This is a genomic window from Streptomyces dioscori (genome assembly GCF_003024195.1).
In the GTDB taxonomy this organism is placed as follows: domain Bacteria; phylum Actinomycetota; class Actinomycetes; order Streptomycetales; family Streptomycetaceae; genus Streptomyces; species Streptomyces dioscori.
In genome coordinates this window covers 436466-453466 of sequence record NZ_KZ679038.1, presented here as the reverse complement: position 1 = coordinate 453466, position 17001 = coordinate 436466, and the positions used below count along the sequence as shown (strand labels likewise).

Below are 17001 nucleotides of genomic sequence, written 5' to 3'. Positions count from 1 at the left end.
GAAAAGCCGCCATGACCGACAAGCTCCGTATCGTCGTCGGATCCGACGACGCAGGCCACCAGTACAAGGAAGCCCTCAAGCAGGACCTGCTGGGCAGTTCGCTGGTCTCCGAGGTCACCGATGTCGGCGTCGACGCCGACGGCCACACCGCCTACCCCAAGGTCGCCATCGCCGCCGCCGAGATGGTCGCGCGCGGCGAGGCCGACCGCGCCCTCCTGGTGTGCGGCACCGGCCTCGGCGTCGCCATCGCGGCCAACAAGGTCAAGGGCATCCGCGCCGTCACCGCCCACGACTCCTTCTCCGTCGAGCGGGCCGTCCTCTCCAACAACGCGCAGATCCTGACCTTCGGCCAGCGCGTCGTGGGCCTCGAACTCGCCCGCCGCCTCGCCGCCGAATGGCTCACCTACCGCTTCGACGAGACGTCCGCGTCCGCGGCGAAGGTCCAGCTCATGAGCGACTACGAGGACGCCTCCGAGGACGCCTCCGAGGACGCCGACGCCGGGGCGGCCGCCTGATGTCCGCCCCGGCACACCAGCCCCTCCTGCTGGGGGTGAGCCTGAAGATGTACTTCGGCCACCACCAGACGCTCAACTGGGCCCGGAAGATCGCCACTCTGGCCGACGAGCACCCCGCCGTGACCTCCGGCGAGGCCCGCCTCTTCGTCCTGCCGGCCTTCCCGACGCTGGTCCCGGCCGCCGGGATCCTCGCGCCGTACGGCATCGCGCTCGGCGCCCAGGACATCGCCACCGAGGACACAGGCCCGTACACGGGCGAGGTCGGCGGCCCCCTCCTCAAGGAGATCGGCTGCCGCTACGCCGAGGTCGGCCACGCCGAGCGCCGCCGCCTGTACGGCGAGGGTGACACGGTGGTCGCCGCCAAGACGGCCGCCGCCCTGCGTAACGGCCTCACCCCCGTGCTCTGCATCGGCGAACGCGACCGGGGCACACCTCAGGAGGCGGCCGAACGCACGGTCGCCGAGGCGGCTCGTCTCCTCCACGGCCTGGACGGCACGGTCGTCCTCGCCTACGAGCCCCAGTGGGCCATCGGCGCACCGGAACCGGCCTCGGCCGAACACATCGCGACCGTGTGCACGGCCCTGCGGGAGTGGCTGAACACCCGTCCCCAGCAAGCCGGTTCACAGGTCATCTACGGCGGCAGCGCGGGCCCCGGCCTGCTCACCCGTCTCGGGGGAACGGTGGAAGGCCTCTTCCTCGGCCGCTTCGCCCACGACCCCGACAACGTGCGCGCGATCCTCGACGAGATCAGCGCCCCGGCCGACGACGAGATCAGCGCCCCGGCCGGCACGGCGGTGGCGTGATGGCCTACGGCATCAGCACGTACGCGTACTTCTGGCGCTTCTCCGACCGGGCACCCCGGCCGATGACGCTCCCCGAGATGCTGCGCGACACCGCCTCACTGGGCGGCCAGGCCTTCCAGATCTGCGACTACGCACCCATCGAGTCGTACGACTCCGCGCAGCTCGCCGACGTACGCGCCACGGCCGACGACCTCGGCCTGCGCCTGGAACTCGGCACCCGTGGCGTCCGCCCCGCCCATCTGCTCAAGTACCTCGACATGGCACGGCAGTTGGACGTCACGCTGGTCCGCTCCATGCTCAACACGGCGGACCACCGGCCGGACACCACCGAGGCGGTCTCCCTCCTCAAGGAGGCGGTGCCCCACTACGAGGACGCCGGTGTGACCCTCGGCCTGGAGACCTACGAGCAGGTGTCGACCGACGACCTGCTGGCTGTCGTACGCGGGGTCGACAGCGAGCGGCTCGGAGTCGTCCTCGACCCCGGCAACAGCGTCGCCCGCCTGGAACGCCCGGTGGACGTCGTGACCGCCACCGCGCCGCACGTGGTCAACATCCACGTCAAGGACTTCGCCTTCACCCGAAGGGACGGCTGGGTCGGCTTCACCTACGCCGGCTGCCCCCTCGGCGAAGGCCTCCTGGACTACGACGCCATGATCGCCGCCGTACGGGCCGCCCGCCCGGACGCGGACGGCATCAACCAGATCGTGGAGCACTGGCTCCCGTGGCAGGACGAGGGCTTCGACGCCACCGCCCGGCTCGAAGACCAGTGGACACAGCACAGCATCAACACCCTTCTGAGGAGCAAGTGATGGCCACCGAGATCCAGACCCAGGCAGACGTCAAGACCGTCGCCGTCATCGGGGCCGCCGGCAAGATGGGCCAGCGCGTCTCCAACAACCTGGTCGAGAGCGACTTCCGGGTGCTCTTCAGCGAGGCCTCGCCCAAGGGCCAGGAGCTGATCCGCGACCTCGGCCGTGAGCTGACCGGGTCCGCCGACGCCGTCGCCGAGGCCGACGTGGTCATCCTCGCCGTCCCGGACGTCGTCCTCGGCAAGGTCTCCGAGGAACTCGTCCCGCTGATGAAGCCGGACACGGTCGTCCTCACCCTCGACCCGGCCGCCGCGTACGCCGGACTGCTGTTCAACCGCGAGGACATCCACTACGCGTGTGCCCACCCCTGCCACCCGTCGGTGTTCCTGGAGCGCACCACCAAGGAGGAGTGGCAGGACACCTTCGGTGGCATCGCCGCGCCGCAGGAGGTCGTCGCCGCGTACGAGGGCGGCGACGAGGCCAAGCAGGAGCTGGCCGACTCGGTCATCCGCGTGATGTACGCGCCCGTGGTCGACGTCCACTGGGTCACCGTCAAGCAGCTCGCCGTCCTGGAGCCGACCCTCGTCGAGACGATCGCCTGCATGGTCGGCGCCCTCCTCACCGAGGCGCTGCACGAGACGGTCCACACCGTCGGCGTTCCGGAGAAGGCGGCCCGCGCGATGCTCCTGGGCCACACCCAGGTCGCCCTCGCGAACACCCTCAAGGGTTCCAACCCGTTCTCGGACGCCTGCCTGATCGCCATGGACTACGGCCGCGAGTCCATCGTGCGCGACGACTGGAAGAAGGTCTTCGAGGACGACGAGCTCGACAAGGTCATCACGCGCATGCTGAAGATCAAGGAGATCAAGCGCTGACCAGGCGCTGACACCCCCGGTCCCACCGAGGCCGGTGCCGGCACCTGACAGGCCGGCACCGGCCGGAGTGACGCGGGCGATCCGGGTGGCGCCGCGGCGGCGGGACCCGAGCCCCGCCGGCCGGGCGACACCGTGCACAGGCGCCTACGCGGCGGCCTCGTTCACCAGCTCCACGAGCGCGTCGGCCGCCGGGCCCGAGGAGGCCGGGTTCTGCCCGGTGATCAGCAGACCGTCCCGCACCACGTACGACGCCCAGTCGTCGCCCTTGGAGTAGATACCGCCCAGGCGCTTCAGCTCGTCCTCCACGAGGAAGGGGACGATCTCGGTGAGTCCGACCCCCTCCTCCTCGGAGTTGGCGAAACCGGTGACGTTCTTGCCCCGCACCAGCGGCGTACCGTCCTCGTTGACGGCGTGGCGCAGGACGCCCGGGGCGTGGCACACCACCGCGAGGGGCTTGCCCGAGCGCAGGGTCGTCTCGATCAGCCGCGCGGAGTGCGTGTCCTCGGCCAGGTCCCACAGGGGGCCGTGGCCGCCGGGGTAGAAGACCGTGTCGAAGTCGTCGGCCGCGACCGAGTCCAGGCGCACGGTGGCGGCCAGTGCCGCGGTCGCCTCCGTGTCGGACTCGAACCGGCGGGTCAGGTCGGTCTGGAAGTCGGGCTCGTTGCTCTTCGGGTCCAGCGGCGGACGGCCGCCCTCGGGGGAGGCGAGCACGATCTCCCAGCCGGCCTCCTGGAAGCGGTAGTAGGGCGCGGCCAGCTCCTCCAGCCAGAAGCCGGTCTTGCGGCCGGTGTCGCCGAGTTCGTCGTGCGAGGTGAGTACGACAAGAACCTTCATGTCTGCCTGCTCCTTGTGATCACGTACCGGATTAGACCGGTCGTCTAGGGATGTGCGAAAAAGAGGGAGGAGGGGGCGGGGTGGTCGGGTCTACAGGTGCAGCAGCTGACGAGTCATTGCCGTCGTGGTGTCGAGCGGCGCGGGGCTGCGGTGGATCTTCGCCATGACGCTGGCGCCGAGCCACATGTCGTACAGCACCTGTGCCGTGCTGCGGGGATCGCCGTCCAACGTGACCGAGCCGTCCGCCAGGCCGTCGGTGATCGTCCGCTCCAGGCGGTCGACGATCGCGTCCGTGCCGTCCTTGAGGACCAGCCGCATCGGCTCCGACAGGTCGGACACCTCGGCGCCCAGCTTGACCGCGAGGCATTTGCCCTGGCAGTCGTCGAGGCTCTGCGTCTCCCGCCACTGCTGCCAGTAGGCCGTGAGCCGCTCGGCGGCCGACTGGCCGGGCCGCGCGAAGACGCGGTCCATGTCGGCCACGTACTCGTCGAAGTAGCGCCGCAGCAGTGCCTCTCCGAAGGCGCCCTTCGAGGAGAAGTAGTGGTAGAAGGACCCCTTCGGTACGCCTGCCCCCGCGAGCACCTCGTTGATGCCGACCGCGGAGTAGCCCTTGTGGGCCATGATCCGCTGGGCGGCGTCGAGGATGTTCCGACGGGTGTCGGTGGTGCGTGCGGTGGCTGGCATGTTCGTAACCGTAGCGCATGATTAGACCAGTCGTCTAGTCGCAGGTTCGTTCACGTCACCGGTTCGTTCACGTCGTCGTTGCGGTCATGAAGGCGGCGATCCTCTCCGCGACCACGACGGTCGGCAGTGCCGGGGTGGCCCGTGGGATGTCGGGGAACACCGACGCGTCGGCGATCCGCAGCCCGGTCACACCGACGACCCTCCCCTGATGGTCCACGACCGTCGTCGGATCGTCGGGGGCGCCCATGGCGCACGTACCGGCGGGATGCCAGTAGTGGGAGTGGTGACGCCTGATCCAGTCGTTCATGCCCTCGTCATCCGGCGGGACCGGCTTGTGCAACGGAGTGCCGAGGTGGCGGTCCATGCGGGGCAGTACGTTCTCGGTCGTCCAGCGCAGACCGTGGCGGACGCTTTCGAGGTCGGCGCCTGCCGCGTCACTGAAGAAGCGGGGATCGACGACCGCCCGTACGCCCGGTGCCCGCGACGCCAGCCGTACGGTGCCGCGCGAGCGTGGACGGAGCTGGCTGACGGGCAGGATGCACCGCCAGCCGTACTCCTGCGCCGGATCGGGTTCCACCCACGGATAGACATGGAGGTCGTACGGGCCGTCGGATACGGGGGAGCGGAGTTTGACGACGCTCTGCTCCTGCGGCAGCCAGCCGCCCCCGGAGAACTCGGCCAGATCCCTTCGCAGTTCGGCGGTCCCGGCGAACTCCAGCAGGGCCGCGGGATGGTCGTGCAGGTTGGCGCCCACCCCCGGACGGTCGCTGACCAGGTCGATGCCCAGGTCCGCCAGGTGGGCCGCGGGCCCGACGCCCGAGCGCAGCAAGACCTCCGGACTTCCGTACGCGCCCGCGGCCAGGACCACCTCCCGGGCACCGACCCTGGAGGTCCGGCCGTGCCGGATGACGGTGACGGCCTCGACGGCGCCGTCGAGGAAGTGGATCCGGTCGACCAGCGCGTCGGCCGCGACGGTGAGGTTCGGCCGGGCGCGTTGCGCGTCCAGGTAGCCGAACGCGGTGTTGATCCTGGTCAGATCGCGGACGTTCACCGGCGCGCAGCCCACGCTCTGTGAGGCTCCGAGATCGTCGAGGTCGTCGAGAGCCGGTATACCCGACTGCCGGCAGGCGCGGATGAACTCGCGCTGGAACGGCTGGATCTCCTCCTCGCCGTAGCGGCGGAACCGCAGGAGCTCGGCGGCGGCCGTGAACAGGGGAGCGAGGTCGGCGGCGCCCCAGCCCGGACAGCCGGCGGCGGCCCAGGCGTCGTAGTCACCGGCCCAACCGACGCTCTGACTGCAGCCGTTGTGGGCGGAACACCCGCCGATGACCCGTGCGCGGTCGTACGCCAACGGCTGCCCGGCCGCTCCCGAGCCCTGGTATCCCCAGTCGTGCGTCGTGGGCAGCTCGGCCGCGTCGAGCAGCTCCGCGGGCCAGTCGCCGTCCGCGAGCGGGCCGTAGTCGGGGCCGGCCTCCAGGACGAGCACCGTCCGTCCGGCCGCGGCGAGCCGTGCCGCGATGACACAGCCGGCCGTGCCACCGCCGATCACGATGGTGTCCGTCCGCTCCGGCAACGATCTGACCGAATTCATCGGGGCCTTTCAGGTTCTTTCGTTCCGTCGGGAACGCCGTGGGAATTACCGACGGAAATGCCGCCGGAAATGCTGTCGGAGGTGCCGTCGGGAATCGGTTCGCTGAACGCGTGGACCACACCGAGATAGGCGCTCGCCTGGACGGTCCACCCGTCACGGTCCGTCCGCTTGGGAATGTCGGGATGGGTGCGCGAACGCAGCAGATAACCCACGGACAGGGCCTCGATGGCCCAGATCAGGTCCTCCATCGTGCGATCGGCCTTCAGGCGGCGGCGCGCGTACCGCAGCAGGATGCTCAGCAGATGATCCGTCGCGTTGACATAGCGTTCGTTCGCGCCGGCCTGGGCGTCGCGCACCATGTCGACCGGGGCCAGCGCCCCCAGCCCGAGGGCCAGGAACAGTTCGGGGGACGCGCTCGTCCACCGGAAGTCGGCCTCGCTGATCTGGCGGAAGATCTCCTCCGGTGCTTCTCCGTCGGCGACCAGCTCGAAGGCGAGCGCCTGGATCTGCCCTGCCCCGGGCGTGGCGATCTCGTCCATCACATGGCTCATCAGTTCCCGCTGGAAAGCGGCCTGATCCTGCCAGATCTGGTAGAAGGCTCCCGTTGTGAGTTTCTTGTCGTCGGGATTGCGCCGGTTCACCTCGACGAGGACATCGGAGATACGGATGTCCGCGAGAGGATTGTGCAGCTTGGCCGACTCGGGACGCGTCCGCTCGATGGCGAGGTTGGTCGCCGCGTCGAGCAGCATGGCTCGGGTCTCCTCGCGGGGGCGGTGCCGGCGTTGAGGACGCTTGGGGCCGGTCGACTTCGTGCGCGTCGACTTCGTCGCGCCATCTTTCGGGGTATCCACCATGCGGCCAGCGTACTCCGTATCGCGAGATCGTAAGAATTTTACCATCGCGGGTCGCCGTCCGGCCGGGGCTGTCGTGACCGGCCCGGACCTGCGCGTCCGCGTCATGACCCGTCGATCCACTCCGAGGTGTCGCGGGCGAAGAAGTCGCCGAGGGTCTCGCGGCGGACCACCTCGCGCGCCTCGCCGTCGGCGCAGAAGACGACCGGTGCCTTGAGCGCCCCGTTGTAGTTGTTCGCCATGGTGTGGCAGTACGCCCCGGTCACGGGTACCGCGACGACATCGCCGACCCGCGGTGCGCGCAGGGTGACGCCGGAACTGATCCGGTCGCCCGACTCGCAGTGCCGCCCCACGATGTCGACGCGTTCACCGCCGCCGACCCGGTCGACCAGGGTGGCCTCGAACCGCTGCCCGTAGAGCGCGACTTCCATGTTGTCCGCCATGCCACCGTCCACGGCGACGGTGACACGGTCACCTCGTTTGACGTTGACCACGCGGTACAGGGTCACTCCGGAGCGGGCCACCAGACTGCGGCCCGGTTCGATCATCAGCCGCGCGGAATGCGGCAGATGACGCCGGGCGGTGTCGATGATGGCGCCGATCCATTCCTCCGGTTCGGGCGGGTGATCGGTGTAGGTGTAGCGCGCGCCCAGGCCGCCGCCGAGGTTGTAGGTCTCGAACTCCCCGAGGCCGGCGAGGGCCCGGACCGCCGCGGCGAACGGCTCCACGTCGAGGATCTGGCTGCCGACATGCGTGTGCACTCCGGCCATGCGCAGGTGCGCACCGGCACGTATGCGCTCGATCGCTCGCGGCACCTGATCCAGGGGGAGGCCGAACTTGGAGCCCTTCTGCCCGGTGGCCACCGCCTCGTAGGTGTCCGCACGCACCTCGGGCAGCACGCGCACGAGGACGTCCTGACGGCCGGCCGCCGTGTGCTCCGCCGTGTGCTGCGCCGCTTGTTCCACCGCGTGTTCCAGGCGGTCGATGTCGTCGAAGTTGTCCACCACGACCAGACCGACGCCGGCGGCCACCGCCATCTCGATCTCGGCGGACGTCTTCGCGTTGCCGTGCAGGACCAGGTTGCGGCCCTCGACACCCCCGCGGAGGGCGGCGGCCAGCTCACCGAGCCCGGCCACGTCCACGCCGATCCCCGCCTGCGCCATCAGCCGGTACGCGGCCACGCACGGAAAGGACTTGGAGGCGAACACGAGCCGCGAGTCGGGCCAGCCGGCGCCCAACGCCTGCTGGTACCGCCGGATCCGGGCGCGCAGGCCCGCCTCGTCGACGACGTACGCGGGGGTCGAGAACCGGTCGGCGACCTCGGCCAGGGCGACGCCGCCGACCGTCAGGCCACGGTCCGCATCGACGGCCGTCCCCTCGGGGAACAGCTCCAGGATGTCGGGGTTCACGCCCATGCGAGCATCACATGCTTGATCCGGGTGTAGGCCTCCAGGCCGTACAGGGACAGGTCCTTGCCGTCGCCGGTCTCCTTGAAGCCGCCGTGCGGCATCTCGGCGGCCGTCGTGATATGGGTGTTCACCCAGGCGATGCCGAAGTCGAGCGCGCCGGTGACACGGAGGGCGCGGCCCACGTCACGCGTCCACACACTGGACGCCAGGCCCTGGCGTACGCCGTTCGCCAGGGCGATCGCCGTCTCTTCGTCGGTGAAGCTCTGCACGGTCAGCACGGGGCCGAAGATCTCCTCCTGGACGATCTCGTCCGCCTGCTCGACCCCGGTGATGACGGTCGGCTCGAAGAAGAAGCCAGGACCGGCCTCCACCTTCCCGCCCGCGGCTGTCAGGGCGGTGCCGCGCCGGCGTTCGACGAGTCCCGCCACCCTTTCCAACTGGGCCCGGCTGATCAGTGGGCTCCTGCCGTCCCGGTCGTTCCCCTGCTCCACGAGCGCGAACGACCGGGCGTGGTCGGCGAGGGCCCGTACGAGTTCGTCATGTACGTCGGCGTGTGCCAGTACGCGCGACGGAGCGGTGCAGTCCTGGCCCGCGTTGTAGAAGGCCGCCTCGGCGATCAGCTTCGCACAGTGGGTTACGTCCGCGTCCGCGAAGACCAGGACGGGGCCGTTGCCGCCCAGTTCGAGGTGCGTGCGGCGCAGGTCGTGGGCGGCGGTGCGGGCCACCTCGCTGCCGGCACGGGTGGATCCGGTGAGCGCCACCATGTCCGCGCGCGGATGCCGGGCCACCAGCTTGCCCGTCTCCCGGTCCCCGCAGACGAGGTTCACGCAGCCCGGTGGGAGATGGCGGCCGCAGATCTCGGCGAGCAGCAGCGCGCTGGACGGCGTGGCCGCGTCGGGCTTGAAGACCACCGTGTTGCCCGCCGCGACGGCCGGAGCCAGCTTCCAGACCGCCGTCATCAGCGGGTAGTTCCAGGGGGCGATCGAGGCGATCACACCGACCGGCTCACGGCGCACCATGGACGTGTGGCCCGCCACGTACTCCGCCGCGGCGCGCCCCTCCAGCATGCGAGCGGCGCCCGCGAAGAACCGCAACTGGTCGATGATGGGCAGCAGTTCCTCGGACCCGAAGAGATCGGTCGGCTTGCCGGTCTCCCCGCACTCGGCGGCGACGAATTCGTCCGCCCGTTCCTCCATCTCGGCCGCTATGGCGAGCAGCGCTGTCTGGCGTTCCCCTGGCGTGCTGTGTCGCCAGGCCGCGAAGGCCGAGGCCGCCGCGTCGAAGGCGGCATTCACCTCGTCGGCCCGGGAGACCACGGCGGTGCCGCGGACCTGTCCGGTACGGGGATCGGTCAGGGGCGACCGCCCGGCGGCTTCGCTGCGGGCGCCGTCGATGAAGTTGACGACGTGATGGATGCGCTCGGCACGGTCGCGGTGGTGGGCTCGGTCGGCTTGGTCGGTCATAGGGGAACTCCTGTCGTGCTGCTCGTACTTCGAAGGCGGGTCGGTACCGCCGCGAACACCGGTCGGTCCTGTGGTGGGTGGGGGTGACGGCCGGTCACCCGGACCGCGACTCCACCAGCGCGCCGTCCATGTAGACGGCGTCGATCCGGTGGGCCAGGCAGCTGAAGTCGGAGGCGTCGCCGGACACGACGACCAGGTCCGCGCGCTTGCCGGGCTCGATGCTGCCGTACCTGTCCGAGACACCCAGCAGCCGAGCGGCGTCCAGGGTGCCGGCGCGCAGCACCTTCGCCGGGCTCAGCCCGTTGGCGGCCATCAGCTCCAGCTCTTCGAGGTTGCGGCCCGGAGCGAGCCCGACGGCGTCGGTGCCCATGGCGATGGTGACGCCCGCCTCGCACGCCTTCCTGAAGGAGGCGAGATGGGTGTCGGCGACCTCGTGGGCCTTGGCGAGCGTGGCGTCGGTCAGCCGGGCGCCGTTGGCCGCCGCCTCCAGCACACTTTTCGGGGCCAGCAGGGTGGGCACGAGGAACGCTTCGCGTTCGAGCATCAGCTCGATGGCCTCGTCGTCGAGGAAGATGCCGTGCTCGATGGACCGCACCCCGGCGCGCAGCGCGTTCTTGATGCCGACGGCGCCCTGGGCATGGGCCATCACCGGCAGGCCCGCAGCGCGTGCCTCGGTGACGGCGACGGTCAGTTCGTCGAGCCCGAAGTGCGCGTGGTGCGGATTGTCGCGCGGCGACATGACCCCACCGGAGGCGGCGACCTTGATGACGTCGGCGCCGGCCCGGATGACCTCGCGGACCGCCTTGCGCATCTCGTCGACGCCGTCGACGACCCCTCGGGGCCGCCCGGGATGGGCGATCCTGTTCTCGACGCAGTTGCCCGAGGCCAGCCAGCCGTCCGAGTGCCCGCCGGTCTGGCTGAGCATGGAGATGGCGATCTGCAGCCGGGGCCCGTCGATCAGACCGTCCTCCAGCGCGGCCTTGACGCCCAGGTCGGCCCCCGCCGCGTCCCTGGCGTGCGTGATCCCGATCCGGCGCAGGGTACGCAGATGCCGGGCGGCCTGGAAGAACGGATAGGAGAACGGCGTCTGCAGCCGGTCCACGGTGTCGATGCTGCCGATCATCACGTGGACATGGCAGTCGATGAGACCCGGCAGGAGGGACTTACCCGCCAGGTCGACCTCCACATCGCCGTCCAGACCGGTCCCGACGTCGATGATCCGGGCACCCTCCACGACCACGTCCCCGGGCCGCGGCTCCGCGCCTGTGCCATCGGCGACGAGGCCGCCCCGGAACAGGACCCGCCGCGGGCTTGCCGGACGCTCCATCGAACCCATCGTGCTACCTCCGTGTGCCGTGCGAAGTTCTGGTCCCCGACCACTGAGGCGAATCCGGTGGCTCCGGTGGCTCCGGTGGCTCCGGATTCAGCTCCGGCGCCGACTCCGACTCCGGCTCGTGGTCGTCACCGATGTCCATGCCGAGGAGCAGGGAGCCGAGGCATTTGCCGTGTGTGTCGAGGCTGAGGCTGCGGGTGACTCCACCGTCGAGCGCGCCTTCGAGGACGAACTTCAGCGCGCCCAGATGCGGCAGCTCGTAGCGCCGGACCTCGCCTTCGCCGGCTTCTCCGCCTTCGAGGAAGGCAGCGAGATGCCGCTGAACCCTCTCGGCGGTCACGAGCCCCCTCAGGAGGGGGAAGTCCCGTGCCTCGTAGGCGATGACGGTGATGTCCGAGACGTTTCCCTTGTCGCCGGACCGGGCGTGGGCGAGTGCGTGCAGGAGCATCTAGACCTCCGCGAACGTGACCGACGGTGTGACGTCGGAGCGGGGCAGGAAGACCGAGGCGATGGCGATCCGCTCGGTGACGGACGTGACCACACCGCCGCCGCCGGCCGGGCCGTTGAGCCACATCGCGCTCACCTCGTGCGCGATCCGGCGGGCCCCGTCCTCGGTGTCGGTCCGGGCGGCGACCCGGACACGGACCTCGTTCAGCCGGTCCGGACCAGCTGTGCCGAGGCCGGGGCGGAGATCGCAAGCAGAACCGGTCCCGGGACCGATGCCACGGCTGACCGCGTCGACCCCGATGAGTTCGTAGCGCGCCGCCCCTGAGGCGATGCCCTGCTTCTCGATGCGCGCTCGCAGGACGTCCAGAGCCAGCCGGGCGCGGGGGAGTGCGTTGGGTCCGGCGTAGGAGATCTGACCCTCCCCGGTGAAGCCGTCGCGGTAGCCGACGGAGACCTTCAGGTCGTCCGGGCGTCGCCGCCCGCGCGCTCCTCGGACCAGCACGGTGTCGTGACCGGACTCGTCGAGGCGGACCTCGGAGAAGTCGGCCACCACGTCGGCCGACGGATAGGCGGACGGGTCGTGCACTTCGTACAGCAGTTGTTCCGTGCACGTGGCCGGCGTCACCAGGCCGCCCGACCCCGGCAGCTTGCTGATCGTGAAGGTCCCGTCAGGGTGCACCTCGGCGATCGGAAACCCCAGATCGGCGAGACCGGGAACGTCCTTGTGGCCAGGGTCCGCGAAATAGCCGCCCATGACCTGGGCCCCGCACTCCATCAAGTGCCCCGCGCAGGCGCCCTTGGCGATCAGGTCCCAGTCGCTGGTGTCCCAGCCGAATTCATGGACAAGGGGTGCAATATAGAGCGAAGGGTCCGCAACTCGGCCCGTGATCACTACATCGGCGCCCTGGCTCAGAGCGTGGGTGATCCCTTCGCATCCCAGGTAGGCGTGGGCCGACACCACGCGGTCGCCGAGGGAGCCGACGGTTCCCTCACGCTCCAGGAGCGGGAGATCGGGTCGCTCAAGGATGCGATCGAGTACATCGTCGCCCGTCACCACGGCGACCGACAGTCCACGCAGTCCCCTGGCCCGCGCGAGCTCGGCGACGAGCGCGCCTGCCGCCCGCGGGTTGGCCGCGCCCATGTTGGTGATGACGCGGATACCCCGGCGCGCGCACTCCGGCAGGACCGCCGTCATGCGGTCGGCAAGCCACGGGTTGTATCCGCGGGCGGGGTCGCGGCGCCGCTCCAACTCCGCCAGGGCGACCGAGCGTTCGGCCAGGCATTCGAAGACCAGGTACTGGATGTCGCCGGACTCGACCAGCTGTACGGCGGGCTCGATGCGGTCGTCGGCGAAACCGGCGCCGGAGCCGATGCGCAGGGCGCCCCGCTCACTGGCTGAGGCCTGAAGAGTGACCATGTTCGGAGTGTACATACATTTTTTGTAACTGGTAATATTTTTACGAACTTCGACCCGAGGAGCAGTCATGCCCCCGACCGACACCGGATCCGACCGGGCGAGCACCCAGGCCGTCGACACCCAGGCCGTCGACACCCACGCCGTCGACATTCAGGCCGTCGAGGCGATGGAGCTGCTGCACAGTGCCGACCTGAGCCCGGACGGCACGCTCGTCGCGTGGGCCTCGTCCCGTATCGAGGGGGACACCGAGCGGCGCACTCTGCACCTGAGCGAAGTGGCGCAGGGCGCCGCCCCCTCAGCCCTCTCCGCCTCCTCCGCCTCCTCCGCCGACGCGCCCTCCGTCACCGTCGCGTTCGGCGAGGGCGGCCACACCCCCCTGTTCTCGCCGGACGGCAGCCGTCTGGCGTTCCTCTCGCAGGACGGGCCGGTCACGCGCATCGTCCTCGTCCGTCCCGCCGACGCGCCCGACTTCGCGTTCGAGGTGCTCGTCGACCCGGAGGCGCCGGACCGCTCGGTCTTCGGACGGCCGGCGTGGAGTCCCGACGGCCGCCGTATCGCCTACGCGGCGACGCGGCGCACACGCGTGCCCGGGGCGCCGTACCGGATCACCCGTGTGATCGGCTGGGTGGACGGGCTCGGCCTCGTCGACGACGCCACCGCGGACATCTTCGTCTTCGACCTCGGCACGGGGACGCACACGCGGCTCACGGACGACGAGTGGGTCAACAGCCAGCCCACGTGGTTGCCGCCCTCGGGGGCCGACGGCGACGGGGACGGCCGGCCGTCCCCCTGGCGGATCGCCTACCGTGCGGGGCTCGGGCCCGACCAGTGGCAGCAGAGCGTCGCCGCCGTCCGCTCGGTCGCCGCCGACGGGGCCGACGCCACCCCTGTCGAACACCTGCGCGCGCTCGACGTCTTCTCCGTGCGGGCACTGGACGACGGACGGATCGCGGTGACGTCGTCCGGCGCCAAGCCGCACTCCGTGGGGCAGTTGTGGACTCTGCGGGCCGTCGACGGTACGGACGCGGACCCCGCGCCCTGGCAGTCGACCGACCGCGCCGCAGGCCTGGACCTCGATCTCAACGGCGACGTCCTGGGCGACATAGCTGTTCCGTTCATGGACCCCGACACGAGGCTGCTCCTGCATGCGGGGGACGCCGTACTGCGCGTACAGGTCGAGGACCGCCTGGAAGTGCACCGCGTCGCGCTGGACGGCGAGCCGAAGGCCGATCCGGTGCTGGCCGGCACGGGCTGCTTCTACCCGTTGGCGGTCGCCGGGCAGCGCCTGCTGTACGGCTACGGCACTCTCACCGGCCCGCCCGACCTGTGGCTCCGCGACCTGGACACGGGCGACGACGTACGCGTCACCGACACCGCCACCCACAACCGGTCCCGCACCGTGCCGTGCACGGTCACCACCTTCCGCGTACCCATCGGGAACGGCGCGACGGTCCAGGCCAAACTGCTGCGGCCCGCGAACGCCGTCGGTGCGCTGCCGACCGTCCTGCTCATTCACGGCGGCCCCCGATCCGCCTACGGCGAGGCCTACGTCACGGACGCCCATGTCCTGTGCGGCGCCGGGTTCGGGGTGCTCATGGTGAACCCCCGCGGCTCGCGCGGCTACGGCACGGACTTCGCCGACGCCATCATCGGCGACTGGGGCAACAAGGACTTCCACGACCTGATGGCCGCGGTGGACCTCACAGTGGACGAGGGCTGGGCCGATCCGGACCGGCTGGGGGTCTCCGGGCTGTCGTACGGCGGCTACATGTCCAGCTGGATCGTCGGTCACACCGACCGGTTCAAGGCCGCCGTGATCGAGAATCCCGTGACGAACTTCTGGAGCATGTACGGGACCAGCGATGTAGGGCTCAGTTTCCTGCCCGCCGTGCTGGACGCGCTGCCGCAGAGCGACTTCGAGCGCTACCGGCGGCTGTCGCCGATCGCCACGGCCCACACCTGCACGACGCCGACCCTGCTGATCCAGGGCGAGGCCGACCACCGGTGCCCGCCCGAGCAGAGCAAGCAGTTCTACTCGGTGCTGCGGCGGGCCGGTTGCGTCGCCGAGCTGCTGATGCTGCCGGACGCCTCCCACGAAGGGGCGATCTCGGGGCCCGTGCCGTCCCGACGGGCGCAGAACGAGGCACTCGTCGACTGGATGGTGCGGCATGTGCAGGGGTGCGATCAGGCCCGGCGGGGCGACGCGGACGGCTGACATGCCGACCCCGAAGCTACGGGCCGTGCGGAAAACCGCAGGTCGGACGATAGATGTTCATGAGAAGTCCGCCCTGCCGGCACCCGCTTTTTCCAGCCACCTAGACGAGTGACGGAACCCGGCGTAGATTGAGAACGTCACTTGGTAGATAACTTACGAAACTGCGAGGGAAGTTATGCGCAAGTCGACGGCCGGGACCACCGCGTGCGGTACGGCGCTGATGGCCACGGCGCTCCTCCTCAGCGGATGCAGCTCCGGCGGTACGGACTCGGCCGCCTCCGGAACCGCCTCTTCGCCCGCGAAACGGGGCGGCTCGCTCTCCATGTCGCTCAGCAGCGCGATCGACACCTGGAACCCCCAGAAGGCGCTCGCGACCCAGAGCTACCGGGTCTTCCCTCAGGTCTACGCCTCGCTCCTGCGCTCCACGCCCGACGGCAAGACCCTCCAGCCGGCCCTGGCCTCCTCCTACAAGGCCGATCCCAAGGCCAGGACGCTGAAGTTCACCCTGAGCCCGGACGCCAAGTTCAGTGACGGCAGACCCGTCACGTCCGCGGACGTCAAGTTCTCGGAAGGCCTGTGGAGCAAGGGAGAGCTGTACGGCAGCTACTTCTCCTCCATCAAGTCCGTGGACACACCGTCCAGGAACACCGTCGTCTTCCACCTCTCCGAACCGGACGAGACGCTCCCCGCCGTCCTGTCGACCGCCAACGCCGCGATCTTCCCCGACAAGTACGGCGGCCGGAGCGCCGCCGCGTACTGGAAGAAACCCGTCGGGGCAGGGCCCTTCGTGATCAGCGGCGAGACCGTGGGACGGTCCATCGCCCTCACCCGCAACCCGCACTACTACCGGACCGGCCTGCCCTACCTCGACAAGGTCGACTACAAGGTCGTCGCCGACGGGGGACAGCAACTCCTGCAGTTCCAGAGCGGTTCCCTCGACGTCGTCAACGGCGTGGAACTCGAAGCGGCCGCCCAGTACCCCAAGAACAACATCGTCCGTGCGCCGTCCACCGGCGTCAGTGTCCTCACCATGAACACGAAGTCCGGGCCCCTGGCCGACGTCCGCCTCAGGAAGGCGATCGCGCTGGCCGTCGACTACCGCAAGCTCGTCCGCGGCGGCTACGTCGGCGAGGCCGGCGTGGCCACCTCACTGCTGCCGCAACAGGTCCCCGGCGTCACCAAATGCCCCAAGTGCACCTGGTCCACCACCGACGTGAAGGCCGCGAAGAAGCTGGTCGACGCATCCGACTACGACGGCCGGACCATCGAGCTGATCGTGCCCAGCGACGGCGGCCCCGGAAAACTCGCGGCCCAGGCCCTGACCCCGATGCTGGCCGAGGCAGGCATCAAGGCCACCGTCAGCCCGCTCCCGACCAGCTCCCTGATCGACGATCTGGGCAAGGGCTCCTTCCAGCTCGGCATGGTCACCTACAGCGCACTCGCACCCACCCCCATCGACCCCCTCGGCTTCCTCGGGGCGACCGGCGTCGTGTTCTCCCAGTCCGACCCCGGCCCGGCGAACAAGGCCCTGGCCGCCGTCCACGCGGCGAGCGACACATCCGAAGTGAGCGCCGCCGTGCAGGACTTCGAAGCCACCGCCAACGCGAGCCACGCCGTGCTTCCGCTGGCCGTGCCCAACGCGCTCGACGCGGTCGCCGACCGGGTGCAGGGCTTCGTCGCCGCGCCCTACCAGGCGTACTGCGCGGATGAGTTGAACATCAGGAGCTGACAGTCGTGTCCGGCACTCTCCAAGGA

15 protein-coding genes are annotated in these 17001 nt (G+C 70.2%); 6 read left to right on the top strand and 9 right to left on the bottom strand.

The window, feature by feature from the left end; genetic code table 11:
- The first annotated feature begins 11 nt into the window (after positions 1-11).
- The 4 genes from C6Y14_RS01895 to C6Y14_RS01880 are packed head-to-tail and all read left to right on the top strand — an operon-like array spanning position 12 to position 3002.
- Positions 12-515 (top strand): ribose-5-phosphate isomerase, encoded by a 504-nt coding sequence (locus C6Y14_RS01895; RefSeq protein WP_107014640.1) that lies wholly within the window; start codon positions 12-14, stop codon positions 513-515.
- Positions 515-1318: a triose-phosphate isomerase gene (locus C6Y14_RS01890; RefSeq protein WP_107014639.1), complete on the top strand. Its 804-nt coding sequence runs from the start codon at positions 515-517 to the stop codon at positions 1316-1318. Before C6Y14_RS01895 ends, C6Y14_RS01890 begins: the two co-directional genes overlap by 1 nt.
- Positions 1318-2127 (top strand): sugar phosphate isomerase/epimerase family protein, encoded by an 810-nt coding sequence (locus C6Y14_RS01885; RefSeq protein ID WP_107014638.1) that lies wholly within the window; start codon positions 1318-1320, stop codon positions 2125-2127. The genes C6Y14_RS01890 and C6Y14_RS01885 overlap by 1 nt, the downstream gene beginning before the upstream one ends.
- A complete protein-coding gene (locus tag C6Y14_RS01880; RefSeq protein WP_107014637.1) occupies positions 2127-3002 on the top strand; it encodes a phosphogluconate dehydrogenase C-terminal domain-containing protein in 876 nt (291 codons plus the stop codon). Before C6Y14_RS01885 ends, C6Y14_RS01880 begins: the two co-directional genes overlap by 1 nt.
- A 144-nt stretch (positions 3003-3146) precedes the next feature.
- Here the strand turns inward: C6Y14_RS01880 and C6Y14_RS01875 are convergent, their stop codons facing one another.
- The 9 genes from C6Y14_RS01875 to C6Y14_RS01835 all read right to left on the bottom strand — a co-directional run bounded on the left by C6Y14_RS01875 (position 3147) and on the right by C6Y14_RS01835 (position 13031).
- Positions 3147-3836: a type 1 glutamine amidotransferase domain-containing protein gene (locus C6Y14_RS01875; protein ID WP_107014636.1), complete on the bottom strand. Its 690-nt coding sequence runs from the start codon at positions 3834-3836 to the stop codon at positions 3147-3149.
- 90 nt (positions 3837-3926) lie between these two features.
- Positions 3927-4520 carry a TetR/AcrR family transcriptional regulator gene (locus C6Y14_RS01870; RefSeq protein WP_107014635.1) on the bottom strand — a complete coding sequence of 198 codons (594 nt, stop codon included), beginning with the start codon at positions 4518-4520 and terminating at the stop codon, positions 3927-3929.
- A 67-nt stretch (positions 4521-4587) separates the two neighbouring features.
- Positions 4588-6093, bottom strand: coding sequence for a GMC family oxidoreductase (locus C6Y14_RS01865; RefSeq protein WP_225890836.1), 1506 nt, complete (start codon positions 6091-6093; stop codon positions 4588-4590).
- Positions 6094-6107: 14 nt separating this feature from the next.
- The gene (locus C6Y14_RS01860; protein WP_225890835.1) at positions 6108-6965 is read right to left on the bottom strand and encodes a hypothetical protein; all 858 of its coding nucleotides are present in this window, start codon (positions 6963-6965) and stop codon (positions 6108-6110) included.
- 101 nt (positions 6966-7066) lie between these two features.
- On the bottom strand, positions 7067-8377 hold the full coding sequence (gene lysA, locus C6Y14_RS01855) for a diaminopimelate decarboxylase (protein WP_225890834.1): 1311 nt from the start codon (positions 8375-8377) through the stop codon (positions 7067-7069).
- On the bottom strand, positions 8368-9834 hold the full coding sequence (locus C6Y14_RS01850) for an aldehyde dehydrogenase family protein (protein ID WP_107014633.1): 1467 nt from the start codon (positions 9832-9834) through the stop codon (positions 8368-8370). The genes lysA and C6Y14_RS01850 overlap by 10 nt, the downstream gene beginning before the upstream one ends.
- 94 nt (positions 9835-9928) lie before the next feature.
- A complete protein-coding gene (locus tag C6Y14_RS01845) occupies positions 9929-11161 on the bottom strand; it encodes a metal-dependent hydrolase family protein (protein WP_199854595.1) in 1233 nt (410 codons plus the stop codon).
- 13 nt (positions 11162-11174) lie between these two features.
- Entirely contained in the window at positions 11175-11615 is a 441-nt protein-coding gene (locus C6Y14_RS01840; RefSeq protein ID WP_199854594.1) for an AtuA-related protein, read from the bottom strand.
- Positions 11616-13031, bottom strand: a complete 1416-nt coding sequence (locus C6Y14_RS01835; RefSeq protein ID WP_107015138.1) for an acyclic terpene utilization AtuA family protein — start codon at positions 13029-13031, stop codon at positions 11616-11618.
- A 67-nt stretch (positions 13032-13098) separates the two neighbouring features.
- Between C6Y14_RS01835 and C6Y14_RS01830 the strand changes: the two genes are divergently transcribed.
- A complete protein-coding gene (locus C6Y14_RS01830) occupies positions 13099-15246 on the top strand; it encodes a S9 family peptidase (RefSeq protein WP_107014631.1) in 2148 nt (715 codons plus the stop codon).
- Positions 15247-15421: 175 nt separating this feature from the next.
- Positions 15422-16975, top strand: a complete 1554-nt coding sequence (locus C6Y14_RS01825; protein ID WP_107014630.1) for an ABC transporter substrate-binding protein — start codon at positions 15422-15424, stop codon at positions 16973-16975.
- Positions 16976-17001: the final 26 nt, after the last annotated feature.

Bases quoted from the DNA above. Each gene is read 5' to 3' on its own strand.
- C6Y14_RS01895 (WP_107014640.1), top strand. From the start codon at position 12: ATGACCGACAAGCTCCGTATCGTCGTCGGATCCGACGACGCAGGCCAC.
- C6Y14_RS01835 (WP_107015138.1), bottom strand. From the start codon at position 13,031: ATGGTCACTCTTCAGGCCTCAGCCAGTGAGCGGGGCGCCCTGCGCATC.
- C6Y14_RS01870 (WP_107014635.1), bottom strand. From the start codon at position 4,520: ATGCCAGCCACCGCACGCACCACCGACACCCGTCGGAACATCCTCGAC.
- C6Y14_RS01830 (WP_107014631.1), top strand. From the start codon at position 13,099: ATGCCCCCGACCGACACCGGATCCGACCGGGCGAGCACCCAGGCCGTC.
- C6Y14_RS01880 (WP_107014637.1), top strand. From the start codon at position 2,127: ATGGCCACCGAGATCCAGACCCAGGCAGACGTCAAGACCGTCGCCGTC.
- C6Y14_RS01825 (WP_107014630.1), top strand. From the start codon at position 15,422: ATGCGCAAGTCGACGGCCGGGACCACCGCGTGCGGTACGGCGCTGATG.
- C6Y14_RS01890 (WP_107014639.1), top strand. From the start codon at position 515: ATGTCCGCCCCGGCACACCAGCCCCTCCTGCTGGGGGTGAGCCTGAAG.
- C6Y14_RS01860 (WP_225890835.1), bottom strand. From the start codon at position 6,965: ATGGTGGATACCCCGAAAGATGGCGCGACGAAGTCGACGCGCACGAAG.
- C6Y14_RS01840 (WP_199854594.1), bottom strand. From the start codon at position 11,615: ATGCTCCTGCACGCACTCGCCCACGCCCGGTCCGGCGACAAGGGAAAC.
- C6Y14_RS01850 (WP_107014633.1), bottom strand. From the start codon at position 9,834: ATGACCGACCAAGCCGACCGAGCCCACCACCGCGACCGTGCCGAGCGC.
- lysA (WP_225890834.1), bottom strand. From the start codon at position 8,377: ATGGGCGTGAACCCCGACATCCTGGAGCTGTTCCCCGAGGGGACGGCC.
- C6Y14_RS01845 (WP_199854595.1), bottom strand. From the start codon at position 11,161: ATGGAGCGTCCGGCAAGCCCGCGGCGGGTCCTGTTCCGGGGCGGCCTC.
- C6Y14_RS01885 (WP_107014638.1), top strand. From the start codon at position 1,318: ATGGCCTACGGCATCAGCACGTACGCGTACTTCTGGCGCTTCTCCGAC.
- C6Y14_RS01875 (WP_107014636.1), bottom strand. From the start codon at position 3,836: ATGAAGGTTCTTGTCGTACTCACCTCGCACGACGAACTCGGCGACACC.